The sequence below is a fragment of the Shewanella sp. ULN5 genome, assembly GCF_030731885.1.
Taxonomy (GTDB): domain Bacteria; phylum Pseudomonadota; class Gammaproteobacteria; order Enterobacterales; family Shewanellaceae; genus Shewanella; species Shewanella holmiensis.
The window spans coordinates 1-26493 of record NZ_JAPJEE010000014.1; the positions used below are offsets into that span (position 1 = coordinate 1).

Annotated in this window: 26 protein-coding genes; 11 read left to right on the forward strand and 15 right to left on the reverse strand. The window is 42.2% G+C overall.

What is annotated here, in order from left to right:
- Nucleotides 1-166: 166 nt before the first annotated feature.
- On the forward strand, nt 167-724 hold the full coding sequence (locus tag ORI98_RS13425) for a gamma carbonic anhydrase family protein (RefSeq protein WP_261299200.1): 558 nt from the start codon (nt 167-169) through the stop codon (nt 722-724).
- Nucleotides 725-836: 112 nt separating this feature from the next.
- On the opposite strand, the gene ORI98_RS13430 is transcribed toward ORI98_RS13425, so the two are convergent.
- From ORI98_RS13430 to ORI98_RS13445, 4 genes are read right to left on the reverse strand one after another with little or no spacing between them, the layout of a single operon-like run.
- Nucleotides 837-1088, reverse strand: coding sequence for a DUF1488 domain-containing protein (locus tag ORI98_RS13430; RefSeq protein WP_261299199.1), 252 nt, complete (start codon nt 1086-1088; stop codon nt 837-839).
- 49 nt (nt 1089-1137) lie between these two features.
- Nucleotides 1138-1956, reverse strand: a complete 819-nt coding sequence (aroE, locus tag ORI98_RS13435) for a shikimate dehydrogenase (protein WP_306135543.1) — start codon at nt 1954-1956, stop codon at nt 1138-1140.
- A 32-nt stretch (nt 1957-1988) separates the two neighbouring features.
- On the reverse strand, nt 1989-3257 hold the full coding sequence (locus ORI98_RS13440; RefSeq protein ID WP_306135544.1) for an amidohydrolase family protein: 1269 nt from the start codon (nt 3255-3257) through the stop codon (nt 1989-1991).
- A gap of 10 nt (nt 3258-3267) precedes the next feature.
- Complete coding sequence (locus ORI98_RS13445; RefSeq protein ID WP_306135545.1) at nt 3268-4650, reverse strand: amidohydrolase; 1383 nt, start codon at nt 4648-4650, stop codon at nt 3268-3270.
- 171 nt (nt 4651-4821) lie between these two features.
- Here ORI98_RS13445 and ORI98_RS13450 point away from each other — a divergent pair, with 171 nt between their 5' ends.
- Nucleotides 4822-5256 carry a group II truncated hemoglobin gene (locus ORI98_RS13450; protein ID WP_306135546.1) on the forward strand — a complete coding sequence of 145 codons (435 nt, stop codon included), beginning with the start codon at nt 4822-4824 and terminating at the stop codon, nt 5254-5256.
- Between the two features lie 22 nt (nt 5257-5278).
- On the opposite strand, the gene hemF is transcribed toward ORI98_RS13450, so the two are convergent.
- Genes hemF through ORI98_RS13465 form a run of 3 tightly spaced genes read right to left on the reverse strand, consistent with a single transcriptional unit; the run spans nt 5279 to nt 7378 of the window.
- A complete protein-coding gene (gene hemF, locus ORI98_RS13455; protein WP_306135547.1) occupies nt 5279-6220 on the reverse strand; it encodes an oxygen-dependent coproporphyrinogen oxidase in 942 nt (313 codons plus the stop codon).
- Between the two features lie 4 nt (nt 6221-6224).
- Complete coding sequence (locus ORI98_RS13460) at nt 6225-6791, reverse strand: L-threonylcarbamoyladenylate synthase (protein ID WP_306135548.1); 567 nt, start codon at nt 6789-6791, stop codon at nt 6225-6227.
- Between the two features lie 23 nt (nt 6792-6814).
- A complete protein-coding gene (locus tag ORI98_RS13465; RefSeq protein WP_306135549.1) occupies nt 6815-7378 on the reverse strand; it encodes a type I DNA topoisomerase in 564 nt (187 codons plus the stop codon).
- Between the two features lie 132 nt (nt 7379-7510).
- Here ORI98_RS13465 and ORI98_RS13470 point away from each other — a divergent pair, with 132 nt between their 5' ends.
- Nucleotides 7511-9280: a collagenase gene (locus tag ORI98_RS13470; RefSeq protein ID WP_306135550.1), complete on the forward strand. Its 1770-nt coding sequence runs from the start codon at nt 7511-7513 to the stop codon at nt 9278-9280.
- Between the two features lie 51 nt (nt 9281-9331).
- On the opposite strand, the gene ORI98_RS13475 is transcribed toward ORI98_RS13470, so the two are convergent.
- From ORI98_RS13475 to ORI98_RS13485, 3 genes are all read right to left on the reverse strand, one after another.
- Nucleotides 9332-9805 (reverse strand): DUF494 family protein, encoded by a 474-nt coding sequence (locus ORI98_RS13475; protein ID WP_261299190.1) that lies wholly within the window; start codon nt 9803-9805, stop codon nt 9332-9334.
- Nucleotides 9806-9807: 2 nt separating this feature from the next.
- The gene (gene dprA / locus ORI98_RS13480) at nt 9808-10836 is read right to left on the reverse strand and encodes a DNA-processing protein DprA (RefSeq protein ID WP_306135551.1); all 1029 of its coding nucleotides are present in this window, start codon (nt 10834-10836) and stop codon (nt 9808-9810) included.
- An 83-nt stretch (nt 10837-10919) separates the two neighbouring features.
- Nucleotides 10920-12026 carry a LysM peptidoglycan-binding domain-containing protein gene (locus tag ORI98_RS13485; RefSeq protein WP_306135552.1) on the reverse strand — a complete coding sequence of 369 codons (1107 nt, stop codon included), beginning with the start codon at nt 12024-12026 and terminating at the stop codon, nt 10920-10922.
- 126 nt (nt 12027-12152) lie between these two features.
- Between ORI98_RS13485 and def the strand changes: the two genes are divergently transcribed.
- The 5 genes from def to ORI98_RS13510 are packed head-to-tail and all read left to right on the forward strand — an operon-like array spanning nt 12153 to nt 17792.
- Nucleotides 12153-12662: a peptide deformylase gene (gene def / locus ORI98_RS13490; protein WP_306135553.1), complete on the forward strand. Its 510-nt coding sequence runs from the start codon at nt 12153-12155 to the stop codon at nt 12660-12662.
- A gap of 8 nt (nt 12663-12670) precedes the next feature.
- A complete protein-coding gene (fmt, locus tag ORI98_RS13495) occupies nt 12671-13627 on the forward strand; it encodes a methionyl-tRNA formyltransferase (RefSeq protein WP_261299186.1) in 957 nt (318 codons plus the stop codon).
- A gap of 1 nt (nt 13628) precedes the next feature.
- A complete protein-coding gene (gene rsmB / locus ORI98_RS13500; protein ID WP_261299185.1) occupies nt 13629-14912 on the forward strand; it encodes a 16S rRNA (cytosine(967)-C(5))-methyltransferase RsmB in 1284 nt (427 codons plus the stop codon).
- A 16-nt stretch (nt 14913-14928) separates the two neighbouring features.
- The gene (gene trkA, locus ORI98_RS13505) at nt 14929-16338 is read left to right on the forward strand and encodes a Trk system potassium transporter TrkA (RefSeq protein ID WP_261299184.1); all 1410 of its coding nucleotides are present in this window, start codon (nt 14929-14931) and stop codon (nt 16336-16338) included.
- Between the two features lie 11 nt (nt 16339-16349).
- Nucleotides 16350-17792, forward strand: a complete 1443-nt coding sequence (locus ORI98_RS13510) for a TrkH family potassium uptake protein (RefSeq protein ID WP_306135554.1) — start codon at nt 16350-16352, stop codon at nt 17790-17792.
- A 41-nt stretch (nt 17793-17833) separates the two neighbouring features.
- Here ORI98_RS13510 and hemG (ORI98_RS13515) read toward each other — a convergent pair whose 3' ends face one another.
- Nucleotides 17834-18373, reverse strand: coding sequence for a menaquinone-dependent protoporphyrinogen IX dehydrogenase (gene hemG, locus ORI98_RS13515; RefSeq protein ID WP_261299182.1), 540 nt, complete (start codon nt 18371-18373; stop codon nt 17834-17836).
- A 167-nt stretch (nt 18374-18540) separates the two neighbouring features.
- Between hemG (ORI98_RS13515) and ORI98_RS13520 the strand changes: the two genes are divergently transcribed.
- The gene (locus ORI98_RS13520; protein ID WP_261299181.1) at nt 18541-18846 is read left to right on the forward strand and encodes a metalloregulator ArsR/SmtB family transcription factor; all 306 of its coding nucleotides are present in this window, start codon (nt 18541-18543) and stop codon (nt 18844-18846) included.
- A gap of 24 nt (nt 18847-18870) precedes the next feature.
- Here the strand turns inward: ORI98_RS13520 and hemG (ORI98_RS13525) are convergent, their stop codons facing one another.
- The 4 genes from hemG (ORI98_RS13525) to pepQ form a co-directional block, all read right to left on the reverse strand.
- Nucleotides 18871-19404, reverse strand: coding sequence for a menaquinone-dependent protoporphyrinogen IX dehydrogenase (hemG, locus tag ORI98_RS13525; protein WP_306135555.1), 534 nt, complete (start codon nt 19402-19404; stop codon nt 18871-18873).
- Nucleotides 19404-20861: a TrkH family potassium uptake protein gene (locus ORI98_RS13530; RefSeq protein WP_306135556.1), complete on the reverse strand. Its 1458-nt coding sequence runs from the start codon at nt 20859-20861 to the stop codon at nt 19404-19406. Before ORI98_RS13530 ends, hemG (ORI98_RS13525) begins: the two co-directional genes overlap by 1 nt.
- An 82-nt stretch (nt 20862-20943) precedes the next feature.
- Nucleotides 20944-21558 (reverse strand): YigZ family protein, encoded by a 615-nt coding sequence (locus ORI98_RS13535; RefSeq protein WP_261299178.1) that lies wholly within the window; start codon nt 21556-21558, stop codon nt 20944-20946.
- Entirely contained in the window at nt 21551-22867 is a 1317-nt protein-coding gene (gene pepQ, locus ORI98_RS13540; protein WP_306135557.1) for a Xaa-Pro dipeptidase, read from the reverse strand. The genes ORI98_RS13535 and pepQ overlap by 8 nt, the downstream gene beginning before the upstream one ends.
- A gap of 237 nt (nt 22868-23104) precedes the next feature.
- Between pepQ and fadB the strand changes: the two genes are divergently transcribed.
- Both fadB and fadA read left to right on the forward strand, forming a co-directional pair.
- Nucleotides 23105-25255 carry a fatty acid oxidation complex subunit alpha FadB gene (gene fadB, locus ORI98_RS13545; protein WP_306135558.1) on the forward strand — a complete coding sequence of 717 codons (2151 nt, stop codon included), beginning with the start codon at nt 23105-23107 and terminating at the stop codon, nt 25253-25255.
- Nucleotides 25256-25277: 22 nt separating this feature from the next.
- Nucleotides 25278-26441: an acetyl-CoA C-acyltransferase FadA gene (fadA, locus tag ORI98_RS13550; RefSeq protein ID WP_261299175.1), complete on the forward strand. Its 1164-nt coding sequence runs from the start codon at nt 25278-25280 to the stop codon at nt 26439-26441.
- Nucleotides 26442-26493 lie beyond the last annotated feature (52 nt).

Here is a 26493-nt window from a genome sequence, read left to right on the forward strand (position 1 = left end):
TCGCGCTGTGCCGTGTCAGTGGATGCGCATTATAGGGAGCTAAGATTTTTGCGCAACCCCTTTTTTGAAGTTTTTTGTAATTTATGGCTCACTTGTTGGTAAATTGACCTGACTAGCTAGTTTTTAAGCATTATACTTTTAAAAAACGCCATTTCTAAGGATATTTATGACTTCCAACTTACGATCTTACCAAGGTAAGCACCCCGAATTAGCTGATAGTGTATATGTAGATAGCAGTGCTATTTTGGTTGGAGACATCAATTTAGACCATGATGCCAGTATTTGGCCACTTGTTGCAGCCAGGGGAGATGTAAATCACATTCGTATAGGTAAACGCAGTAATGTACAAGATGGAAGTGTTTTGCATGTCACCCGGAAATCACCATCAAACCCTGATGGTCATCCATTGATTATTGGCGATGATGTGACTATTGGCCACAAGGCTATGTTGCATGGTTGTCGGGTGGGTAATCGTGTTCTCATCGGTATGGGTGCCATTTTATTGGATGGTGCCATTATTGAGGATGATGTCATTGTGGGGGCGGGTACCTTGGTTCCACCTAATAAGGTGCTTAAAAGTGGCTACCTGTATGTGGGCAGCCCTTGTAAACAAGCCAGAGAATTAACGGATGCTGAAAAAGCGTTCTTACCTCAATCGGCTGATAACTATGTACGCCTGAAGAATGAATACCTTGTTGAGGTTCAACAAGAAGCAAGTTATTAGCTTCTGGTATTACTTATAGATTGTTGAAAGTGTTATTTGTTCAATACTTAGAAACAGATGTTTCCTTGTATTGAACAATATTTCAGCTTTTTAATCGGCAATAATGTTGCCTTTACAATAATATAGAACCATCATCTTCAAATAACTCATCTTTTATTGCTTTTTCAGCTAACTCTTCAATATCAAACCTTATCTGTTCAAATACCGTTACTGCATTGTTCACAGTGACTAGCAATGAAGACAATTTAGTTAGGGAGGAAAAACTTATCAGGCACTGGATAACTTGTCCCTGTTGCTGTGCTGAAAATCTCACAGCGCTTTCCAACGCGGTGACATCATCACCAAAAATGAGATTTTGATTCATATGTTTTCCATCTCTATCACGTTATAAAATAAACAGGATCGGTAAAACATTATGTCATCTGCTGACGAATAGTGGTCATTATTATTTGGGGATCAGGCATGACACCGCGCCAAATACTGAAACTTTTTGCTGCCTGGCCTACGAGCATACCTAATCCATCCGCTGTTTTTATTGCGCCAACGGATTGAGCCCAATGATTAAATAGGGTCAGTTTTTTCCCATAGGTCATGTCGTAGCACATTGTATTTTTACCAATAACAGACTCTGGTAATGGTGCTAATTCTCCAGACAAGCCAGCTGAAGTTGAGTTGATGACAATATCAAATTCATCATTTAATGTATTAATGTTTTCAGCATAAACATTACCGAAGTCGTTAAATAGCAAAGCTAATTGCTTAGCTTTGCTATATGTACGATTGCATATCACCAGCTTGCTAATATTACTTTGCAGTAAAGGCAATATACACCCTCTTGCAGCACCACCAGCACCAACAAGCAATATTCGTTTACCTGCTAGAGAACCAAACTGAATTTGTAGATCATTCACTAAACCTACCCCATCGGTATTATCACCAATGATTTTTCCTGTGACAGTAAAAGAAAGCGTATTCACCGCGCCAGCTAGTTTAGCTAATTCACTGAGTTCATCACACAATGTAAAAGCTTGCTCTTTAAATGGAGCGGTAACATTCGCACCTTTTGCACCTTGCTTTATGAAGGTGCGCAAAGTGGACTCAAATTGATCGACCGGAGGTTGGATTGCTTGATAACTTATATCTTGCAAGGTTTGCTTGGCAAACTCACCATGAATATAAGGTGATTTACTTTGCGCAATAGGGTTACCCAATACGGCATACAACTCGGTCATCAATTATCTCTCTTTCTTAAAGTGCTTTGGCACTACTTAGTGTAACCACGTGGCATATCAGAAGGTGTGGTATAGCGCTCACGTAACTTATCATGACGGCTTTGAGTGCTTTGCTCTTTACCGTCTATGTACATTTTTACCACATGACTACTGAATTCAAACGGGTCACCATTCCAAATAACAATATCAGCGGGCTTACCGACCATAATACTGCCACTGTCAATATTGAATGTATCTGCAACATTGACAGTTAATGCAGCTATTGCAGCATTGTAATCCATTCCATTGGCAACGGCATTTCCAGCACTATAACGTAAGTTATAGATGTTATGGCTGTCACCCATGTTTGACAAAATCACTTTTACGCCAGCGGCATGTAATTTACCCGCGTTGCTTAAATCATTATGCAGTGAATCAAAGCTTTCTGGTAAGTTTCGCATTGCATCAATAATCACTGGGACATTGGCTTTTGCAATTTGCTCACTAATCAAAACAGCATCTGCGGCACCAACTAGCACAAGATTTACATTAAAGCGTTGCTTCAGTTTTAATATGGCAAGTATGTCGCTGGCCCGATCAACGGAAACGATTAAAGGCTTTTCTCCAGACAATATCGACTTAACAATTTCATCCGCCGCTTCTGGCTCTGGCGCATCCTCTTTTGCTTTTTTATCTTTCGATACTTTAGCTAATGACTTTTGTCCTTTTTCTAATTGGGTTATTAATTGTTGAATGGAGGTAGCACGAGAACCTTCATGATTTGCTCCTAAGCTAACAAATACGCCAGTACTTGTTGCCTTAACACTATCCCAATCACCTGTTAAATCGACCAAAAACGTTTGGCCAGAATGGATATCTTCACCACCACTAGAGGCCACCACATTAAGCGTTATGCCACCTTTACGTGTAAATGCAATGCTACTCGCTTTAGGGTTGTAACCAAAACTAGGATCAAAGGTTATATCAGCCTTTTTATCCCATGCATCACTAGAATCTGTCACTGCGTTAACTTCAACCAGTCCGAGTATGTTCATTGAGCCAATAAAGCCTGGTGTAACAATGCCGCCTTGCGCATCGATAATATTGTCAACGTCATATGTTATGCCTGCAGTGGCAGGGACGACAGAGGTAATTACACCATCTTTAACCACAACAACGGCATTTTGTATTACCCCTTGCTCTGTTGCGGTATGCACTGTGGCATTGGTAATAGCAAATGAATCAGCTAATGCTAAACCCGACGTGCCAAGCAAAGTGCTTGCCAAAGAAAGGGCGAGTAAAGATTTGGTCATTTTTTTCATAGTATCCACCTTATTCCTGTCCAAGTAAAAAATCGCTTTGTGCTTGATAACGAGTGTCTTGATGATCAAACACTTTGGCACCATCGATAAATACTTGTTCTGCTTTGGCGTAAACACTAAACGGATTAACGTTCCAAATAACCACATCAGCATTTTTGCCTACGCTAAGTGATCCCGTTTTATCCGCAATGCCTAAAGACTTAGCGGCGTTAACAGTGATCCAGCTAATTGCCTGCTCTTCGGTATAATTGAAACCGCTGGCATTGGCGTTATGCATAATTTTAGCGCTTTCTTGGTTCAGACGTTGAATTGTCACAGGTGAATCTGAATGCACGACTGCGCATGAGTTTTTCACAGCATCAACTATGGCCACATTTTCCAGTACCATATCGTAAGCTTCTAACTTGAATCCCCACCAGTCTGGCCACATAGCAGCACAATTACCATTTTCAGCTAGCGTATCTGCAATTTTGTAGGCTTCAATAGCATGGTGGAAGGTACCTGAGTGATAATTAAACTCTTTACCTAAATCAATCATCATCACCATTTCTTCGGCTTTATAACAATGATTGTGAATAAGAATTTCACCTTCTAACACCCCTTTTAAGGTATCTAAGGTTAAATCCCGTTTCGGCGCGACGGCATTTTTACCAGCGGCATAATCGGCTTCATATTTATCCCAAGCTCGTTTGTATTCTGTGGCTTCGATAAACGCTTGACGATAACCAGCCATATTACCCATTCGCGTCATCGGCAGTTCTGAACGGCTACCATAAAGCGACTTAGGGTTTTCTCCACAAGCCATTTTTAGACCGTAGGGTGCATCAGGAAACTTCATTGCTTGCATGCTTTCAGATGGCACGTTTTTTAGGGTTACACCCCGTCCGCCAATTAAGTTGGCTGAACCTGGTAAAATTTGCATCGTCGTCACCCCGCCTGCACGGGCACGGTTAAACCCTGGGTCTTGCGGCCAAACGCTATGTTCAGCCCATACTTCCGCTGTGATTGGATTGGTCATCTCATTGCCATCATTATGAGATTCAGCATTAGGACTTGGATAAACACCTAAATGGGAGTGGACATCTATAATACCTGGGGTGACCCACTTACCCTGGGCATCAATAATAGTGGCACCATCTGCAGTGAGATTTTCCCCAACGGCATTAATTTTGCCATCAATCATTATTACATCAGCATTTTCTAACTTTTCACCGGTTCCTGTTAACACTGTGGCATTTTTGATAATTGTTTTTGTGCTAGGTAAAACCTGATAGGTACTAGGGTAAGGATTTTTATTTATGGTTACTTTTGGATCTTGAGCTTCTGATTGGTTACAACCCACAAGGGCCGTAGTGACAGCAATCATCACTAAAGATGGCATCATCTTAGTCATTATTGTTCTCCTTTTAAATTGCCGTCAATTTAACAAGATAGGCTGACAAACAAAACAGAAAAGTTAACTAAATCGTTTCAAAACATTAACCAAAACTTCAACGCTAGCGTAATTGGAATAACCGAGTTTTATTGAGATATAATATAAATCAAACAAATATTCGGTATTGTTATGAATTGGCTTAAAAAAATTTTCTCAAAACATGATGCTCAACAGGATAGAGATCCTGAGCAATCCAATGCCTACGATTTGATTGGGGGAGATAAAGTGATTCGAGCTATTGCCCATGAATTTTATCAACAAATGCAACAACGACCAGAAACCCAATCTTTGCTGGCAATTCACCGATCACCTATTGCAGAATCTGAAGCTAAGCTTTATGAATTTTTAAGTGGTTGGTTAGGTGGGCCGCAACTTTACCAACAAAAGCATGGTCACCCAGCACTTCGCGCTAGGCATATGCCTTTCAGTATTGATGACTCGATGCGTGATCAATGGCTAATCTGTATGCGCGCAGCTGTTGATAAGTGCGTAAAAAAGCCTGAACATCGACAGGCGATTATTCAGGCTATTTCAACGTTAGCTGACCATATGCGCAACCAGTAACAAAAGTCGCTTAAATCTAGGTTTATAAATTCAACTTCAACCAGTCTTGTGGTTTAAGGTAATACTCATATAATTCTGCTTCAGGAGTGCCCTCTTCAGGCGTAAATCCATACTCCCAGCGCACAAGTGGCGGCATCGACATTAAAATTGATTCGGTGCGACCACCGGTTTGTAAACCAAACAGGGTGCCACGATCATAAACAAGATTAAATTCAACATAGCGCCCACGGCGGTATAATTGAAATTGACGTTCTTCATCTTGATATTCTAAATCTTTATTGCGTTCAACAATTGGCTCGTAAGCTTCAATGAAGCCATTACCCACCGCTTGCATAAACGCAAAACTATTTTCAAACCCAGGTTCGTTTAGATCATCAAAAAACAATCCACCCACACCACGAGTTTCATTTCGGTGCGGTAAAAAGAAGTATTCATCACACCATTTTTTATACCTAGGATAAACATCTTCACCAAACGGCAAGCATAAATCATGCGCAGTTTGGTGCCAGCTTATAACATCTTCTTCAAACGGATAATAAGGCGTTAAATCGAATCCACCGCCAAACCACCAAACAGGATCTGCGCCCTCTTTGCGTGCAATAAAAAATCTGACATTGGCATGGGTTGTTGGAATGTAAGGATTATTTGGGTGGATCACTAATGACACACCCATAGCTTCAAAGCTTCTGCCCGCTAGTTCTGGACGATGTGCGGTAGCCGATGCAGGCATTGCTGCCCCCATCACATGAGAGAAGTTAACTCCTGCTTGCTCAAACACGTTGCCTTGGGTTAATACCATACTGGTACCACCGCCGCCTTCTTCACGCTTCCATGATTCTGCACTAAAGGTAGATTTACCATCAAGAGCTTCTAATCGCTGACAAATATTTTTTTGTAACGATAATAAAAATGTTTTTACTTGTTCTGCATTGGGTAAACTGACGGCATCTGAACCAGTTTGCATATAATTAGTTTCCGTTTCTAATAATTTGACCTGTGAGCGCATCAATAATCGTCGAGGGCTGGCGCTGTTCTCCTAAAGTTCCCATCACCAATGCATCAATTTTGCCCTCAAAATCACTGAGTATATGTTCGGCCAAAACAACGGGATCTTCACCCGCTAAATTTGCGCTAGTTGATACTAACGGTTTCTGCAGCGAGTCGCAAAGTGCGCGAACCACGGGGTGAGCTGAAACTCTCACTGCTATCGATGCAAACTCACCACATAACAGCTTCGAAACGGTGGGTTTAATTGGCATAACAAATGTAAATGGGCCAGGCCACTTAGAAAACGCAAATTGAAGTTGGGCAGATGTCAATTGAGACTCGTCAATATAAGGCGTTAGTTGATCAAAATTACTTGCCACCAAAATTAAGCCTTTTTGCCATGGGCGTTGTTTTACAGCCAATAGTTTTTGAATAGCGGTATCATTGTCGGGATCACACCCCAAACCAAATACTGCTTCTGTAGGATATGCAATTACCCCACCCTCTAAAACAACGTCAACAACAGCGTCTGGCTGCACTTGCAACATGATTGATCCTCAACACAATTAGATTATAACGAACGTTTGTATTTACACATTTTTTGCGGACACTCAACTCGATTGCCAGCAGCGCCCTTTCGCTCAACCAAAATGCCAAATCCACAATCAGGACAGGATTCACTTATGGGTGGGTAATTGACGATATATTTACATTTAGGATAGGCATTACAGGAAAAAAACGTTTTTCCATAACGGCTAGTACGCGATTCTAACAGCCCTTTTAAGCAATGTGGGCAGGTTATCGCTTCAGCTTCATCACTGTGATCATGTTTTTCAATATGATGACACTCAGGATAATGCGTGCAGCCAATAAAGATACCAAACCGCCCTGATTTCACAGCCAGCTCATGGCCACATTCAGGGCAACTTGAACCAGAAATAACCTGTGTCTCGATTGATTCATGCTGCACTAAAGGCCGAGTATATTCACATGTCGGATAATTATTACAACCAATAAAGCTACCGTGCTTACTGTGTTTTAACGATAACTCACAGCCACACTTAGGACAGAGTTCAAACTCTTTTTCTAAAGCATGCTCATGGACAGTAAATAGTTGCTGGTCAATTTTTGACATGGTTATCTCATTGGCTGAATCTTTGTGCATTTTACCAAGCTCGATGCTGCTTGGATATCGAATAAGCATCTAATTATAGCTAGCCTTCGCACAAAACCATCTGTATATTGTATACAAAAAAAAGGAGGTGCTATGTTAACCCGTTCATTTATTGCTTTATCTTTTCTTTATTCGAGCTTAGTTCTGCTCTCTGGTTGCAGCACGGTAAAGCCAATAGATACCAACCCAGCCATTGCTCAACAGCTACAAACTACCTCTGTTGATCAATTTTTTACCCATGATTATCAACACACCCGAGATTCTTTCAATCAAGCCGTTAAGCTCATTCAAAATGAAAATATCCCAGAGCAACTTGATAGACAGCTCTATTTTCTGCGAGCATTCAGCTATTTCGGCCCTTTAGATACAGTGACTCAGGATGATAAACAGCGACTGACTAACGCTTTAATCAAGCTATCAACACTACAAGCATTTAATGACAGCCCAAGGCTACAAGAGCACTTCGCTGTAACCCTTTACCTTTATTACAATACTGACGACACAGCGTTATTGCTGAGTGAGCTGCTGCCAATACTCAATACACAATTAACACGACTCGCCAAACAACCTATCACAGAGGCGAATGACTACGCTTTATGGGAAACCTTAAGAGCTTACGGATTACTGCTCACTGATGCCAGAAAGAATAATGAAGGCGCACTCTCGAAGCAGCTTATCGATGCAAATATCAGCCAAGCGTTATTAGCCTTCGCTAGCTCACCTGAAAGCCTGCGTGCGCAGCAAGATTGGCCAAGAGCAAATGCGTATTGGGCATTAGGACAATATCGTCTCGCACTTCCTAGTGGTGAGGATGGTAATCCTACTTCCGCTGAATTAGCCATCGATTCAGCGGTCGCCAAAATAGCCAAAGCCGATGTAGACCTACGTGGCAGTATCGCGAAACACACTTACACACTAGGCTTTCACGTCAACGCTTTTGCTGGGCAGGAAAGTTGCCAACAGCTGAATGAAATTTGTCAAATACCGACACTCTCCGAGATCTTACCGATAAACTATCCTTGCTCTGATTCGTTGTTTATTCTGGCACAAGATCTTAATCAGCAAGAGTTAGCTCTGAGCTGTGAAAAGCTGACCTCACAAGAATCAAGCTTCCACCAATTACTCCAGACCCAAAATACGCCTACAGCCAACGATGGCAACAACGCCCTTCGCGTAGTGGCATTCAAAAACTGGAGCCAATATAACGCCTACGGTCAACTACTCTTTGATATTCAAACTGATAATGGTGGTATGTACATTGAAGGAACACCATCAAAACCAGGCAACCAAGCAACATTTTTTGCTTATCGCCAGTTTTGGATTGAACCAGAATTTGCCATCTGGAATCTTAACCATGAATATGTGCATTATTTAGATGGCCACTTTGTAAAGTATGGCGGTTTTGGACACTTTCCAAGCAAAATGGTGTGGTGGTCAGAAGGCCTCGCCGAATACGTATCTAAAGGCAATGATAACCCCACAACATTCGAAGTGATTAAACGGGATATAGAGAAAGCGCCGACATTGGCAGAGATATTTGCCACCGAATACAAAGATGGCCAAGATAGAACTTACAAGTGGAGTTACATGGCAATTCGTTTTCTCGCTGAAAATTACCATGATGATTTTGTGCAGCTAAGCCGCTACTTAAAAACGGACTACTTCGAAGGTTATGAGCTGTTACTGGTTGAACTCAGCAAACATCAACAGCAATTTGCAGTATGGCTTAATGATCAAGCTGCCGCTTTTGAAAATGAAACAGCGCAAGCACCTGCAAAAATAAACAAACTCGATCGCTATGGCTACCGTGATTATTTAATCCCAAGCCATCTCACTCAAAATAACAAACATTTGCATTTTTAGATTGATGAAAAACGAAAAAGGAGGCCAAAGCCTCCTTTTTATCTCATTTATTTATGAGTGCAACCTTCCATCAGGCTGCTCAAAGATTAAATCTTCCATTTGCTCATAGGCTGACTCATTACCGGGCACATTAAATAACACCATCAATATCACCCATTTTAAATCTTCTAATACTAAAGCGGGTTCATCTAAATCCATGACTCTGTCGATAACCATTTCACGTGTTTCGACGCTTAACACCTGAATTTGTTCTAAAAACAATAAGAATCCGCGACATTGCACATCTAGCTTGGCCATTTCTTGTTTAGTATAAATACGGAAAGAATGTTGCGCATGATTGCATAAATACGGCTGCTCGCTTTCTTGCAAGTCGGCTAAATGCTCAAGCCATGCCAAGGCCTTAATAATATCGACCTGATGAAAACCTGCACGAGTAAGCTCTTTGGTTAATTCATCTTCATCAACCAATAGCTCTATTTCGCTATGAACATAGTTCTCAAATAAATACATGAGGATATCAAACATGGCTAACTCCTCTTTAATCTGACGTAACCACCGGGTACCACGGTAACCCACCCTTGTAACTCAAGTTCAAGCAATTGTACTAACACCAGATCTATTGGTTTTCCACTGTGCTCGACTACCGCATCAATTGTTGTAGTCTCATATCCTACACTTGTTAACAGACTAGCTAATTGTGAAGGAAATGGCAAATTACTCATTTCGTTATCTTGTATATGGTGACGCTGATGTAATTGTTCAAGGTGATATTGAGATAAACACCCTAACTCTTCTATTATATCGGCAGCATTCTCAACAAGCTTTGCACCATTTTTAATTAAATCATGACAGCCTTGATGAAATCCTGCCACGGTTGAACCTGGAACGGCAAACACTTCTCGATTTTGCTCCATGGCCAATCTTGCTGTGATCAATGAGCCACTTTTGCGCGCAGCCTCAACAACGACCGTTCCTAGACTTAATCCACTAACGATGCGATTACGCCGAGGAAAATGTCCTGCTAAAGGGCTTACGTTCGGCCAAAACTCACTTATCACACAGCCATTTTGCTGGATATTATCATATAACGCTTTATGTCGCTTAGGATAAATCACATCAACGCCACAGCCGAGTACCGCTAACGTCATACCATTATTGGCAACCACAGCTTTATGCGCTGCACCATCGATACCAGCGGCCATGCCACTAGTAATACTAAACCCTTGATTAGATAACGAGATAGCTAAATTAGCTGCAGTGTCTGCACCATGCAAAGACATACTACGACTGCCCACTATCGCAATAGATGGTGGTAACAATGCATTGAGATTACCTTTGATAAACAAAACGGAAGGGGGATCATAAATTTGTTGAAGTAATGGAGGATATTGAGGATCAGATAAACAGATCAGATGATGGTTATTATCTTTTTCAAGCCAATCAAGCGCGTTATCGACTTTATCAAAATCGATAACGCAAGCTTGCAAGGTATGAGATGAAAGAGGCAAAGCACTGGGTTCAAACTGCAGTCTTTGCCTTAACTCTTCTACATCCATGTAAGTCAGTAATTGTTTAATCCGAGCGGGTCCTAGCCCAGATACAGCAGAAACAACCAGCCAATCGACCAGATTGTCAGTAATTATTCACCTTTAAACGTTAAGTTTGCTGGAGTAACCAGTTTATCTTTTACTCTTACCGGACGATCACTCATCATTATTAACCCTAGGCTAGTTTTATCAAAAACTTTAAACACCATTAAGTTACCATGATAAACATCAGGGACTTTAAACACTTTATCATCTGAAAAGTGAGCCACGACATTATCGTATGATGAACGGTCTACAGTTCGTACTGGTTGGCCGTTGTTATCTAATATAATTTCTTCACCATCACGATAAATAGCAAACACATGACCAGGTTGAACACCGGCATTTAATCCTTTGTCCAAATAAACCACTTCAAGTTTACCTGCTTCAAGGTTAGCGCTAGCAGTAGCAATCACACTAGCAGGCACATCTAATGCTGCAGCAGTGGGTACGAAGAAAGCTGACATTAAGGCTTCATCTTCAACCGGAATAACCGCATAACCGACTTTAGTTTCGCGCAGGTTGCTTAATAGTTGTACTTTTGATATTTCACCATCAGTTGTCACGCGGCCACTGGCGGTAAGAATAATTTCACGCCCTAGCACATCACCGGTTTCAGTATCTAAAAATTCTCGACCAGGCTCATAAATTGCCACTTTCTGCCCCATTGGCATATTGGCATTTACAAACACAATGTCGTTAAGAATATGATGCTTAGACTCACTTTCGCCACTTAACACAAAAGGCTGTGCAGTTAACCACTCTTGTTCTACTACACGATTTTGTAATAAATACGGTTGAATAAGCGCTAAGTCAATTGCAGGTATCGCATCACTTTTAGGCACGATACGCCCTTCAACACCTTTCTTAATATGTTGTTTTTTGACTAAACGCGGTTGACCGTCAATGAACACTAACGTCAGTCGATCACCGGGATAAATTAAATGAGGGTTAGCAATTTGTGGGTTAACACCCCACAATGTCGGCCAGCGCCAGGGATCTTTAAGAAAATAGCCAGAAATATCCCAAAGTGTGTCGCCTTTTTTAACGACATAAGTATCGGGATGTCCCGCTTTTAAAGTTAATGTATCTGCATTTAATCCAAAGATATTCAATGTCATAAAAGCAAGTAGTAATATCCGTTTCATGGTGGTGTCCATGTTATTAAGCTCTATATTTGAGCTTTTTACTATTATTGAAGGCCCGTTAGGATTAAAATTATCCTATTTTTTACAGTCAGTATAGCTAACAAGCTAAATATTGACAGATTTGTTAAGAGTTTATCTATGCCATTATTAAATGTTTTACGTTTTCCAGATGAGCGTTTGCGCACTGTAGCCAAGCCTGTAACAGACTTCGGCCCAGAACTTCAGACACAAATTGATAACATGTTAGAAACAATGTACCACGAAAAAGGCATTGGGCTAGCTGCAACGCAAGTTGATTTTCATCAGCAACTGATTGTAATGGACTTACAAGACGAAATAGAACGCCCAACAATTTTCATTAATCCACAAATTGTCAATTCTAGTGGCGACTTTGCCAATGAGGAAGGCTGCTTATCTGTTCCTGGGGTTTATGCCAAAGTTGACCGCGCAGAAAAAGTCACGCTAAAAGCACTTGATCGCCATGGCGAAGCTTTTACTGTTGAAGCCGATGAGCTATTTGCTATTTGTATTCAACATGAAATGGATCACTTACAAGGCAAGCTTTTTGTGGATTACTTGTCGCCACTGAAACGTCAACGCATTAAAACTAAGCTTGAAAAAGAAGCTCGCTTAGCAGCTAAAGAATAGGGGCTGATTTGAAACCGTTAAATATTATTTTTGCTGGCACGCCCGATTTCGCAGCTCGCCATTTACAGGCGTTGATTGCATCAGAGCACAATGTTTGTGCTGTTTATACCCAACCAGACAGACCTGCAGGGCGTGGTAAAAAATTGACCCCTAGCCCAGTAAAACAATTAGCGGTTGAGCATAACATTGCCGTTTTCCAGCCACCATCGTTACGTAATGAGGATGCTCAAGCCGAGCTTGCTGCGCTAAATGCAGACATTATGGTTGTGGTGGCATATGGACTGATTTTGCCGAAAGTCGTACTCGATACACCTACATTAGGCTGCATAAATGTTCATGGTTCAATCTTGCCGCGTTGGCGAGGTGCTGCGCCAATTCAACGAGCATTATGGGCAGGTGATAATGAAACCGGCGTAACCATTATGCAAATGGACATAGGCTTAGATACCGGTGACATGCTGCTAAAAACTGCGTTAAAAATTGAAGACACAGATACATCTGCCAGTCTTTATGAAAAGTTAGCGCTTCAAGGCCCTGATGCCCTTATCGATGCTTTAGCGCAATTAAGCTTAGGCGCCTTAACCGCCGAAAAACAAGATGAATCCTTAGCTAATTACGCTGAGAAATTATCAAAAGAAGAAGCCAAGCTTGACTGGAATAAACCCGCTAAGCAGCTTTGGCAAGAAGTGCGCGCTTTTAACCCTTGGCCAGTCAGTTATTTCGAACATCAACAAAGCAGCATTAAAGTATGGCAAGTGCGTTACGACACGTCATTAAATACAGCGGCGCCAGGGACCATTACTCAGGCGGATAAAAATGGCATCGTCATCGCCACCGCTTCTGGCAGCTTAATAATCGACACCATGCAGTTACCCAACAAAAAACCATTAGCTGTTGCTGACATTCTTAACTCACGAGCTGACTGGTTTAGCGTTGGAACCCTATTAAGCCAAGAGGCAAATTAGCATGAATGTGCGCGCATTAGCCGCCAAAGCCATTTTTGATGTATTAGAAAAAGGCGTATCCCTATCTGTTGCCCTACCGGAACAACAGCAACATCTTGATAATGGCAAAGACAAAGCCTTGATGGCAGAGATTTGCTATGGCGTCATGCGCCAACTGCCTCAGCTTGATAAATGTATTAGTGATTGTTTAGCCAAACCGTTTAAGGGTAAGCAGCGAATCGTTTACCAGCTTTTGCTTGTGGGGTGTTACCAGCTTTACTTTACCCGTATTCCTGCACACGCTGCGATTTCAGAAACCGCTGAAGCTTGCAGACAATTAAAGTTTGATGGTTTAGTCAAAGTGGTTAATGGGGTATTACGCAATATTCAGCGTAATAATGCTCCACTGTCGACAGAAGCAGATACACTTCGTTATAACACTCCCGCCTGGTTTATTAAGCGCTTACAACAAGCGTATCCTGAACAGTGGCAACACATTATTGAGCAAAGCCACCAGCGTCCACCTATGTGGTTACGTAACAATCAATTATCACAAAGCCGCGATGCCTACATTGCCACCTTGGCTGAACAGGAAGTCTTAGCAACAAAAGGCACAAGTGCTGATGCTATTTTGCTAGAAAGTCCAAAAGATGTGCATCTACTTCCCGGTTTTATGGATGGCGCTGCTTCAGTTCAAGATGGTGCCGCACAATGGGCAGCCACCTTATTAGCCCCAGAAAACGGTGAGTTAATCCTAGATGCCTGCGCAGCACCTGGCGGCAAAACCTGTCATATCATAGAGCAAGCACCTCAAGCCCAAATTGTTGCGGTAGATTTTGACGAAAATCGTTTAGCCAGAGTGCAACAAAACCTCGACAGATTGAATTTAAAAGCGCAAGTTATTCATGGCGATGCTGCCAATATTGATACTTGGTGGCAAGGTGAAAAATTTGACCGTATTCTGTTAGATGCACCTTGTTCAGCGACCGGTGTAATCCGTCGTCACCCAGATATCAAATGGCTGCGTAAAAATAATGACATTGCTGAGCTGGCCATTTTACAACAACAGATATTTGATCACTGTTGGCAATGGTTAAAACCCGGAGGTACGTTACTTTATGCAACGTGCTCAATATTACCGGAAGAAAATAGTCAGCAAGTTAGCGCGTTTTTATCTCGTACTCCTGACGCGCAATTAGTGCCGATTAGTCAGCAACAAAATGCACAAGATATTGGCTGGCAGATTTTACCCGGCCAGGACAATATGGACGGTTTCTACTACGCTCGCTTAATAAAAGCACTGTAAGGATATTGGCAAGGATATGAAGATTATCATCTTGGGCGCTGGACAAGTAGGCGGCACGCTAGCTGAAAATTTAGTTGGCGAAAACAACGACATCACTCTTGTTGATAACGATCGAGCCAGACTTAGAATTTTACAGGATAAGTTTGATTTACGCGTTGTTGTTGGTCATGGTGCACATCCTAGCGTCTTAAAAGAAGCTGGCGCCGAAGATGCTGACATGCTGATTGCGGTAACCAACAGCGATGAATGTAACATGGCGGCTTGCCAAATTGCTTATTCACTGTTTGGTACCCCAACTAAAATTGCCCGGATCCGTTCCGAGCCATATTTAGATTTGCGCGAAAAGTTATTCATTAATTCAGAAGTAAAATCGAGTGACGCAAAACCACGCGGTGGTTTTATCATCGATGAGTTAATTGCGCCAGAACAGTTAGTAACTGCTTACATACATCGTTTGGTTGAATACCCAGGAGCGCTTCAAGTACTTGAGTTTGCTGAAGGAAAACTGAGCCTAGTGGCGGTGCGCGCTTATTACGGTGGCCCATTAGTGGGTAATGCACTTGCTACATTGCGTGAACATATGCCTAATATTGATACCCGGGTAGCGGCAATATTCCGTCAAGGTAAAGCCATCATGCCCCGTGGTACCACAATTATCGAAGCTGACGATGAAGTATTCTTTGTTGCCGATAGCCGCCACATTCGCGCTGTAATGAGTGAAATGCAAAAGCTAGATAACTCGTATCGCAACATTATGATTGCCGGCGGGGGTAATATCGGTTTTGGTTTAGCGAAACGTTTACAAAAAAATCATTCGGTAAAATTGATAGAGCATCGCCAAGAGCGCGCCGAAATGTTGTCAGAGAAACTCGAAAAAACCACCGTTTTTTGTGGTGACGCATCGGATCAAGAACTATTAAATGAAGAGCATATCGACCAAACAGATGTGTTTATTGCCGTGACCAATGATGATGAAGCCAACATCATGTCTGCTTTGTTAGCCAAACGTTTAGGTGCCAAAAAAGTCATGGTGCTTATCCAACGTGAAGCCTATGTTGATATTGTTCAAGAAGCGAATATCGATATTGCCATCTCCCCTCAGCAAGCTACCATTTCAGCTTTACTGACCCATATTCGCCAAGGTGATATTTGTAATGTGTATTCATTACGTCGTGGTGCAGCAGAAGCCATTGAAGCGATTGCCCACGGCGACGCCAATACATCTAAAGTTGTCGGTAAACAAATTGGCGACATCAAACTGCCACCGGGTACGACTATTGGTGCCATTGTACGCAAAGATGAAGTACTAATGGGGCATGACAAAACGGTTATTCAGCAAGGAGATCATGTGATTCTTTTCTTAGTAAATAAGAAGTTTATCGGCGATGTTGAAAAGCTGTTCCAACCGAGCGCTTTTTTCTTTTAGTTCGACTATAAATGATAAATCTCAAGCAACTGGTTTTTGTGATTGGCATATTTCTCGCCATCCTCACAGGCTTTATGCTTATCCCAATGGGTTTCGCGCTAGCATATGGCGAAGAAACCATTGGTGACTTTATGCTATCAGCTTTATTCACTGGAATTATCGCAACCATTTGTATCCAATCAGGGCGACCACATGACATTCGCTTAAATATTCGCGACATGTTTGTGTTAACCAGTGCCACCTGGCTAGCGGTAAGTTTTTGTGCGGCTCTACCCTTCACTCTTTATCACGGTATCACTTATACCGACGCATTTTTTGAAACCATGTCAGGTATTACAACTACAGGCTCAACCGTGTTATCAGGTTTAGATAGCATGGATCACAGCATCTTAATTTGGCGCTCTTTATTGCAATGGCTTGGCGGGATCGGTTTTATTGTCATGGCGGTGGCTGTTTTACCATTCTTAAACGTGGGTGGTATGCGTTTATTTAGAACAGAATCATCGGATTGGAGTGATAAAACCACTCCAAGAACCCAACACATGGCCAAACACCTTTTTCTTCTTTACGCTGGTCTCACATTACTGTGTGCATTGGCTTATCACCTCGCGGGGATGAATTGGTTTCAAGCCATTAATCACGCTATGACCACGCTTTCAACTGGCGGATACTCTACATCTGATAGCTCAATGGCTCACTTCTCTAATGCATCGCACTGGGTTGGGGTTGTGTTTATGCTCGCAGGCGGTTTACCGCTATTGATGTTTGTCCAATCTATCCAACAACGTAATCTGTCCATTTGGAACGATCAGCAAGTAAAAGGATTTCTACTGTTTGTTGGTGTTGTATCACTAAGCATTGCTGTGTGGCTGTATTTTCACAAAGAATTAGCCTTTATTGATGCATTAAGATTATCCAGTTTTAATGTCATATCAGTAGTCACAACCACAGGATATGGCTTAACTGATTATCAAGCCTGGGGAGCGTTTGCCGGTACCGCCTTCTTATTTTTAATGCTCGTCGGTAGCTGTTCCGGCTCCACATCTGGTGGAATTAAAATTTTCAGATTTCAAATTGCCATGGCGATTATGCGTCAGCAAATCAAACATCAGTTTCACCCCAATGGTATTTTCAAAGAAACCTACAATGGCCACAAAGTGCATGATGATATTGTGCGCTCATTAGTGACCTTTTTTATGTTGTTTTTCCTGGTTATTTTAAGTTTATCAATGGTATTAGTCTTAACAGGTTTAGATACGATGACCAGCTTCACCGGTGCAATTACTGCGGTTGCGAATGTTGGCCCTGGTTTAGGCTCAATCATCGGCCCAGCAGGTAATTTTTCAAGCCTTTCAGATGTGGCAAAATGGGCATTAGCAATAGGAATGTTATTAGGCCGTTTAGAAATACTGACCGTTGCAGTTCTTTTTCACCCCCAATTTTGGCGATACTAGCAATGTCTAAGGCCTATAAATTATAGGCCATCACCTATGAGCTACTGCTTAACCAACGTCAATATATGCTCGGCATAACACTTCACATCATCCCAGTCGGTGTAATCGATAATCGCTTTAGGATCTGTTGGTCCATCGGTCATTTTCATGATTAACCGGATCATCAAACTGTCATACCAAGGCCAGGATGGGTAATCTACCTTACCGGCAATAATTTTGACATCTTGCGGTTGCCAAGGTGACAGCGATAAAAACTTTTGTAGATATTTATTGTTTTCAGGAATGCGCTTCTCAGGGTTGCGGGCAACCACATTTACGCAAAAAAAGCTGTTAGGTGCTTGGGTTAATTGCGCTTGATAGCGCTCAACAAACTCAAAAACAGACTTATGATAAGAGCCGTATAACACGCATGCGCCTAATGCAATGGCATCATATTGAGGCCAGTCAATATCGCCTTTAACATCATGGATATTAACGACATCACACCCGTTACCCGTCGCCATGATTTGTTGAGCAATGGCACGACTAATTTGCGCAGTATGACCACCTCGAGAATAATACAGTACCAATATTTTAGACATGGTTTAGCCTTATTGATTAACAAAGGACTAGTGTGGCAAAAATATTGCTGAGATACCGATGAAATGATCACAAATTAGAATTAGCTCATATAATTAATACTGATAATTGAGATCTCTCTTCCGCACGAGTATGATTCTCATATAGATAATCGCCCAAGGAATTCATCATGCAGCAAGAGATTGATGTCACGACCATGTTAGAAAATGCTGAAACGGCTGCAAAATGGCTAAAAGCCATCGCTAATCCTTACCGATTAATGATTTTATGTTTATTGCTGGATAAAGAACTTAGTGTGACAGAGCTAAACGAAACGGTCCCATTAAGTCAGTCAGCACTGTCACAACACTTAGCCGTATTGCGAGCAGAAGATTTGGTTAATACACGTAAGAGCTCACAGGTAGTATTTTATACCTTGAAAAACGAGCAGGTCACAGAGGTAATATCAATACTACACCGTCGTTACTGCGCTTAATATTCACGCCCTCGCCTTAAGCGCTCAGTGAGAGGTTTGCTGCACTAACTGCGCAGCAAACTCATCAACTTTCTGCCAATCAGTAAACTCAAATGTTCCCGTTGTATCAGTCGGGCCTTTAGTCATCCACATAATAAAGCGGATCATAAATTTATCGAAAAATCGGTATTTTGGATAATCAATTTTACCTGCAAAAACACCAAGCAACTGCGGTTGCCATTGTGACAATACTAAAAATTTTTGCATATATGGGTTGGTTTTAGGGGTGTTTTTTTCAGGTTTTCTTGCCACCACGTTAACCGTAAAAAAGCTATTTGGCTTGCCTTCAATACTCGTCTTATGGGTTGAAATAAAATCATACAATGCAGATCTATGTTTGCCATAACGAATGCTTGCACCAATAATGATCTGCTCTGCGTTGTTAACATCGACTTGACTAACCTGAGCAACATCTTTCAAGTTAACAGACTGTCCAGCCTGCTCAAGCTGCTGCTTTATTCGCTGACAAATCGCTAATGTTTGCCCATCAACCGTTGAATACACCATCAAACTTTGCATTAATTTTTCCAAAATGTCGGCGTGAATAACACCAATAGAGTAAACACTTCTAAACGCCCAAATAACATCGCCATTACGAGCACCCATTTAGCACCATCAGTAATACTTGCGTAATTGTTAGCCACATCGCCTAACCCCGGGCCAAGGTTATTCAAACTGGCAGCTGTCGCACTAAACGCGGTAATCGCATCCATGTCCATTGCCATTAAAATGACCATACAAATAACAAACACTAAAGCATAGGCCGAAAAGAACCCCCATACCGCATCGATAATACGATCGGGTAACGCTGTACCACCAATACGAATTGAATACATGGCCTTAGGGTGTACTAAGCGCTTAAGCTCACGCGAGCCTTGTAAAATAAGTAAAATGAGTCGGATTACTTTCATTCCTCCACCTGTTGACCCGGCACAACCGCCAATGAAACTTGAAAAAATCAGTAAAATAGGCAGGAACAAGGGCCAGGAATGGAAGCTTTCGGTACCAAAACCTGCTGTGGTGGATATCGAGACAACCTGGAAAAAAGCATAATCTAAGGTTTGTTCTGGTGAATCATAAATACCAGATGAATATAGGGTGATAAAACAAATAGCGGTTAAGACTAACTGCACAGCAATTAACACTTTAAATTCGGCATCTTTAAAATAGATTTTAAAGTTAATACCTCGACGGGTAAATGCTGCAAAATGTAGACTGAAATTAACCGCTGCAATTAATAAAAACACCGCACATATAATATTAATTAATGGGCTATCGAAGTGCCCTAAGCTAGCATCTTTAGTCGAAAAACCACCAATGGCGATAGTTGAAAATGAGTGGCAGATAGCATCAAAAATGTCCATTCCTGCAAAATGAAATGCTGTTGCACATGCAATTGTTAACATTAAATAGATGTACCATAAGGCTTTAGCCGTTTCAGCAATCCTTGGAGTCATCTTACTGTCTTTTACTGGCCCAGGTACTTCAGCCTTATAAAGCTGCATACCACCAATACCTAATAGTGGCAAAATGGCTACGGCCAAAACGATGATCCCCATCCCCCCCATCCACTGTAATAGATGACGATAAAACAGTACGGCTTTAGGTAAATGGTCTAGGCCAACAATAACCGTGGCCCCTGTCGTTGTCAGCGCCGAAAATGATTCAAAAAAGCTATCAGTCCAGCTTAGATCGGGCTCTTTAGAAAAAATAAACGGTAACGCACCAATCGATCCCAGTACGGTCCAAAACAACACAACAATGAGGAATCCTTCGCGAGTACGTAAGTCGCCTTTTTCTCGACGGTTGGGGTACCAAAGCAAAAAACCTAAAAATAAGCTAACAAAAAACGCCTGAATAAACGCCGTACCACCGCCATCTTTATATAACACCGCCACCAACGCAGGAGGAAGCATGGTGATAGAGAATAACCCCATCAACAACCCCGTGATTCTTATAATTGTTTTATATTGCATTAATGGCTTCTGTTGGCTAAATGTTGTAAAGATATAAAGAAATACGATCTGTCAGGGCATTTTGGCATAAGTTCTGCGTAGCTCAAACTGTAAACTTCACTTGAAGTTCACCCTGAGTCAGGGTGGCAAGTTGTGTATTGAAATGTTCTAACGCATCTTTGGCTAATTCAAACTTAAGTTCAACCTTGTCTGTAAATTCTTTGGTTAACATAACGCCGTCATGTTGCGCGACAATATACTCAATATCAGCTAATTGCGCGTAGCTACAACTCAGGCTAATTGGATATCGAATAAATTTAGTCACCACGCTAAGTTGTTGCATCCCTTGCTTAACACCCGAACTGTAAGCTCTGACTAAACCACCGACACCTAGCTTAGTACCGCCAAAATAGCGCACCACAATCGCGCCAACCTCACCGATATTAGCCCCTTGCAAGGAAGCAAGCATAGGTCTTCCCGCACTTCCGGCGGGCTCACCATCGTCACTGGAGCCAATATTCACCATATCATTCGGCGCACCGGCAACATAGGCGTAGCAGTAATGACTTGCCCCAGGGTATTCCTGCTTAATGTTAGTAAGTGTTAACTTCAAAGTGTCCTGACTTGGACAATGAAACAGAAAAGAGATAAAGCGACTATGCTTTATCTCTTCTTCAATCAATAAGTTAGACTCTGGTATCGAATAACTCTCAGTCAAGACCACTCTCTCTTGTCATGTTTTCATTTCTATCAGCATGGACGATGACATTATCTTCAATACGGATCCCACCAAAGGGCCGCATTAAATCAACGGTTTGCCAATTCACTAATTGTTTTGCATTATTTGATAAGTCATTCAGTAACGAGTCGATGATATAAATACCAGGCTCTATGGTTAACACCTGATTAACCGCTAACGTTCGAGTGCAACGCAAAAATGGATGTTTTTCAGGTGCGGGGATATGTGTCCCTCTTTCGTCATGGGAATATCCACCCATATCATGTACCTGCAAGCCGAGCATATGCCCCAAACCATGAGGAAAAAACGCACTCGTTACACCAGAGTCTATTAATGTTGCCACGTCCGAATGTGCTAACTTAAAATCAATCAACAACTGTGCAATCCGTTCATGAGTCATGATATGTAAATCTGTGTACTTCACCCCAGGCTTCATTGCATCAATAATACTTAACTGCTGTTGGTTTAGTGCACTGATTAACTCAGAAAAACGGTTTTTCTCAAAGGAATAAGTCCTGGTAATATCCGCTGCATAACCATGGTAACTCGCGCCAGCATCAATCAAAAAAGACAATCGCTGTTGCGGCTTTACGTGCGCTAAGGTCATGTAATGTAAAATTGCGGCATTTTGATTGAGGGCAATAATGTTGCCATAGGGCATTTCATTCTCACCTTGACTTATTTCGGCCAAATACTGCTGCTGGATCTCAAATTCACTGGCGCCATTAAAAAATGCACCTTTCGCCGCTTTATGGCCCCTTACTGCAATTTGGTTTGAACGACGTAAACACTCAAGCTCATATTGTGTTTTATCAGCTCGATGATAATGCAGGTAATTCATTACAGCATCTGGATTGCGCGAGGAAAACTCAAGCACGTCGGCGACATCCAAATGCTCACCAATGTACGCCCACCCCGTTAAATCTTTTGGTAGAAACTCCGCAACCTTGTCAGCTTTAGTCAATAACTGAATATCAAAGTGTTCGGTCCAAAATGCTTCGGGAACATCACTGACCTTATGCCAAAAATCCACAGGACGGTAAAAAACTAATTTAGGTTTATCGATACCATTCACAATAACCCAGCAATTAGGGTTATCCAGAACCGGTAACCACGCTTTGAAATGTGGATTAACCTTAAATGGATAATTCATGTCATCTAAGAATTGGCGATGAGGTTGACCAGAATGGATGACCAATCCCGCTAATCCTTCACGGTGTGATATTTCCGCCACACGACGGTTTAATTCAGCAATATGCGCATGATAAAAGCTAGCCAGCTTATCCATTTTTTAATCCCTATTCTTGAGTTGGCGAACCTTAACAGTCTACCACAAAGGAGAAAAATCTCCTCAGCAGACAAAAAATTAAACGGTCGTTTAAATTGGGTGTTGTAATTTTTGTCATTTAGTCGCACACTGTTGTGTAACTGGTCAAATGATGGCCTACACTGCTGTAAAACAAGCTTGATAACTACACAAGTCATAAAGATGTGGAAATCGCTTTAAGCAATAAGGAAGCAAGCAATGATCTACCAAAGCCCTACCATCCAGGTTGAGTTACTAGAAGACAATATTGCCAAGCTGTGCTTTGATGCACCGGGCTCGGTAAACAAGTTCGATAGAGAAACTCTAGCCTCTTTAGATGCTGCATTAGATAGCATTAAGCAACATGCTGAGATTAAAGCACTGTTACTGACCTCAGCCAAAAGCACATTTATCGTTGGTGCTGATATCACTGAGTTTTTAGAATTATTTAAGCAAGATGACGCCACATTACTCGCTTGGGTTGAACAAGCTAATGCGGTATTCAATAAGCTTGAAGATTTACCTTTTCCGACAGTATCTGCCATCAACGGTTTTGCCTTGGGCGGCGGTTGCGAAACGATTTTAGCAACAGATTTACGTGTAGCAGATACTAATGCACGTGTTGGTTTGCCAGAAACCAAACTGGGATTAATTCCTGGTTTTGGTGGCACAGTGCGTCTACCTCGCGTGATTGGTGCAGATAACGCATTAGAGTGGATCACATCGGGTAAAGAGCAGCGTCCTGATGATGCCCTTAAAGTTGGCGCAATTGATGCGGTCGTTGCACCAGAAAACTTACAATCAGCAGCGATTCAAATGATCCATGACGCGTTAGCTGGCAACTTAGATTGGCAAGCACGTCGTAAACAAAAGCAATCTCCTCTGCAGCTTGCTAAGTTAGAAGCCATGATGTCTTTCGCTACCGCTAAAGGCATGGTGTTCTCAATTGCCGGTAAACATTATCCTGCGCCAATGGCGGCTGTGAATGTTATCGAACAAGCAGCAACTCTTGATCGCACTGGTGCATTACAAGTTGAAGCGCAGGCCTTTATCAAGTTAGCTAAAACAGAAGTCGCTACAGCCCTTATCGGCATTTTCTTAAACGACCAATTCGTTAAAGGCAAAGCTAAGAAAGCGGTCAAACTAGCTAAAGATGTTAACAATGCAGCGGTACTTGGTGCTGGTATTATGGGTGGTGGTATCGCCTATCAAAGCGCAAGTAAAGGCACTCCGATTGTCATGAAAGACATCGCCCAGCCTGCACTTGAGCTTGGTTTAAACGAAGCAGCTAAATTGCTTTCAGCACAGGTTGCCCGTGGACGCTCTACGCCAGAAAAAATGGCACAAGTACTCAACAACATCACTCCATCATTAGACTATGCATCGATTAAACACAGTGATGTGGTAGTTGAAGCGGTAGTTGAACACCCAAAAGTGAAAGCGACAGTATTAGCAGAGGTTGAAGGTTACGTAGCTGAAGATGCAATTATTGCATCAAACACATCAACTATTTCAATCAACTTACTCGCCAAAAGCCTCAAGAAACCGGAACGTTTCTGCGGCATGCACTTCTTTAATCCTGTGCACAAAATGCCATTAGTTGAAGTGATCCGTGGTGAACACAGCTCAGAAGAAACCATTGCTTCGGTTGTTGCCTACGCCAGCAAAATGGGTAAAACCCCTATTGTTGTTAATGACTGTCCAGGTTTCTTTGTTAACCGCGTACTTTTCCCATATTTTGCAGGCTTTAACGGCTTACTTGCTGACGGTGCTGACTTTGCCGCAGTTGATAAAGTGATGGAAAAACAATTTGGTTGGCCAATGGGCCCTGCGTACTTACTTGACGTGGTGGGGTTAGATACTGGCCACCATGCACAAGCAGTTATGGCTGAAGGTTTCCCAGATCGTATGGGTAAAACAGACAAAGATGCTATTGACATCATGTTTGAAAACAAACGTTTCGGTCAAAAAAATGCCAAAGGATTCTATGCTTATTCTGTTGACCGTCGCGGTAAACCGAAAAAAGATCTGGATCCAACCAGCTATGAATTACTCAAAGGCACATTTGGCGAACTAAAAGCATTTGAAGCTGATGACATCATCGCGCGTTGTATGATCCCAATGATCATTGAAACAGTGCGTTGTTTAGAAGAAGGCATTGTTGCCTCTCCAGCAGAAGCTGACATGGGCTTAGTTTACGGCTTAGGTTTCCCTCCATTCCGTGGTGGTGTATTCCGTTATTTAGACACTATGGGCATAGCAGCATTTGTTGCCCTAGCAGATAAATATGCGCATTTAGGTGGCTTGTACCAAGTGACTGATGCAATGCGCGACCTTGCAGCCAACAACGGTAGTTACTACCAAGCCTAATTAGTGGGAAAGGAATTAAATCATGAAACAAGCTGTTATCGTAGACTGCATTCGTACCCCAATGGGCCGTTCAAAGGCGGGGGTATTTAGAAATGTACGTGCAGAAACTCTGTCTGCAGAATTAATGAAAGGGTTACTTCTTCGTAACCCACAATTAGACCCAAACCTAATTGAAGACGTTATTTGGGGTTGTGTACAACAAACCTTAGAGCAAGGCTTTAACATTGCGCGTAATGCTTCATTACTTGCTGGTGTACCTAAAACGGCGGGCGCTGTTACCGTAAACCGTTTATGTGGTTCATCAATGGATGCCATTCATCAAGCCGCTCGCGCCATCATGACAGGCATGGGTGACACTTTCATTATTGGTGGTGTTGAACACATGGGTCACGTACCAATGAATCACGGTGTTGATTTTCACCCAGGCCTTGCTAATCGTGTTGCTAAAGCGTCAGGTATGATGGGCTTAACCGCTGAAATGCTGGGTAAATTACATGGCGTTACTCGTGAGCAACAAGATGCATTTGCTGTGCGTTCACACCAACGCGCTCACGCAGCAACTGTTGAAGGCCGTTTTGCCAAAGAAATTTGGGCAATGGAAGGTCATGATGCAAATGGCGCATTAATCAAAGTGTTCAACGATGAAGTGATTCGTCCTGAAACCACAATGGAATCACTTGCGGGTTTACGTCCAGTATTTGACCCTGCAAACGGTACTGTTACTGCGGGTACTTCTTCTGCACTTTCAGATGGTGCATCTGCAATGCTCGTCATGGAAGAATCTAAAGCGCGCGCTTTAGGTTTACCAATTCGTGCCCGCATTCGCTCTATGGCTGTTGCCGGTTGTGATGCCGCAATCATGGGTTATGGCCCAGTTCCTGCCACCCAAAAAGCATTAGCTCGCGCAGGCTTAACGGTTGCTGATTTAGACGTGATTGAGCTTAACGAAGCATTTGCTGCACAGTCTTTACCCTGTGTGAAAGATCTTGGTTTGCAAGATGTGGTTGAAGAAAAAATCAACCTTAACGGTGGTGCGATTGCACTAGGTCATCCACTAGGCTGTTCTGGTGCTCGTATTTCTACGACCCTAATCAATCTAATGGAAGATAAAGATGCAACCTTGGGTTTAGCTACCATGTGTATTGGTTTAGGCCAAGGTATCGCAACGGTATTTGAGCGCGTTTAAACCTGATATCTGGAAGTCAGATAGAAATGTTAACTCTGTAGCTTGATGACTT

What these genes read in the sequence shown, in the direction of transcription:
- fadB (WP_306135558.1), top strand. Translation starts at nt 23,105, where the DNA reads ATGATCTACCAAAGCCCTACCATCCAGGTTGAGTTACTAGAAGACAAT.
- pepQ (WP_306135557.1), bottom strand. Translation starts at nt 22,867, where the DNA reads ATGGATAAGCTGGCTAGCTTTTATCATGCGCATATTGCTGAATTAAAC.
- ORI98_RS13430 (WP_261299199.1), bottom strand. Translation starts at nt 1,088, where the DNA reads ATGAATCAAAATCTCATTTTTGGTGATGATGTCACCGCGTTGGAAAGC.
- ORI98_RS13530 (WP_306135556.1), bottom strand. Translation starts at nt 20,861, where the DNA reads ATGCAATATAAAACAATTATAAGAATCACGGGGTTGTTGATGGGGTTA.
- ORI98_RS13440 (WP_306135544.1), bottom strand. Translation starts at nt 3,257, where the DNA reads ATGAAAAAAATGACCAAATCTTTACTCGCCCTTTCTTTGGCAAGCACT.
- ORI98_RS13450 (WP_306135546.1), top strand. Translation starts at nt 4,822, where the DNA reads ATGAATTGGCTTAAAAAAATTTTCTCAAAACATGATGCTCAACAGGAT.
- ORI98_RS13485 (WP_306135552.1), bottom strand. Translation starts at nt 12,026, where the DNA reads ATGGACACCACCATGAAACGGATATTACTACTTGCTTTTATGACATTG.
- hemG (WP_261299182.1), bottom strand. Translation starts at nt 18,373, where the DNA reads ATGTCTAAAATATTGGTACTGTATTATTCTCGAGGTGGTCATACTGCG.
- ORI98_RS13425 (WP_261299200.1), top strand. Translation starts at nt 167, where the DNA reads ATGACTTCCAACTTACGATCTTACCAAGGTAAGCACCCCGAATTAGCT.
- ORI98_RS13445 (WP_306135545.1), bottom strand. Translation starts at nt 4,650, where the DNA reads ATGACTAAGATGATGCCATCTTTAGTGATGATTGCTGTCACTACGGCC.
- ORI98_RS13520 (WP_261299181.1), top strand. Translation starts at nt 18,541, where the DNA reads ATGCAGCAAGAGATTGATGTCACGACCATGTTAGAAAATGCTGAAACG.
- ORI98_RS13510 (WP_306135554.1), top strand. Translation starts at nt 16,350, where the DNA reads ATGATAAATCTCAAGCAACTGGTTTTTGTGATTGGCATATTTCTCGCC.
- def (WP_306135553.1), top strand. Translation starts at nt 12,153, where the DNA reads ATGCCATTATTAAATGTTTTACGTTTTCCAGATGAGCGTTTGCGCACT.
- dprA (WP_306135551.1), bottom strand. Translation starts at nt 10,836, where the DNA reads ATGGATGTAGAAGAGTTAAGGCAAAGACTGCAGTTTGAACCCAGTGCT.
- ORI98_RS13475 (WP_261299190.1), bottom strand. Translation starts at nt 9,805, where the DNA reads ATGTTTGATATCCTCATGTATTTATTTGAGAACTATGTTCATAGCGAA.
- trkA (WP_261299184.1), top strand. Translation starts at nt 14,929, where the DNA reads ATGAAGATTATCATCTTGGGCGCTGGACAAGTAGGCGGCACGCTAGCT.
- ORI98_RS13465 (WP_306135549.1), bottom strand. Translation starts at nt 7,378, where the DNA reads ATGTCAAAAATTGACCAGCAACTATTTACTGTCCATGAGCATGCTTTA.
- fadA (WP_261299175.1), top strand. Translation starts at nt 25,278, where the DNA reads ATGAAACAAGCTGTTATCGTAGACTGCATTCGTACCCCAATGGGCCGT.
- ORI98_RS13470 (WP_306135550.1), top strand. Translation starts at nt 7,511, where the DNA reads ATGTTAACCCGTTCATTTATTGCTTTATCTTTTCTTTATTCGAGCTTA.
- hemF (WP_306135547.1), bottom strand. Translation starts at nt 6,220, where the DNA reads ATGCAAACTGGTTCAGATGCCGTCAGTTTACCCAATGCAGAACAAGTA.
- hemG (WP_306135555.1), bottom strand. Translation starts at nt 19,404, where the DNA reads ATGCAAAGTTTGATGGTGTATTCAACGGTTGATGGGCAAACATTAGCG.
- rsmB (WP_261299185.1), top strand. Translation starts at nt 13,629, where the DNA reads ATGAATGTGCGCGCATTAGCCGCCAAAGCCATTTTTGATGTATTAGAA.
- ORI98_RS13460 (WP_306135548.1), bottom strand. Translation starts at nt 6,791, where the DNA reads ATGTTGCAAGTGCAGCCAGACGCTGTTGTTGACGTTGTTTTAGAGGGT.
- aroE (WP_306135543.1), bottom strand. Translation starts at nt 1,956, where the DNA reads ATGACCGAGTTGTATGCCGTATTGGGTAACCCTATTGCGCAAAGTAAA.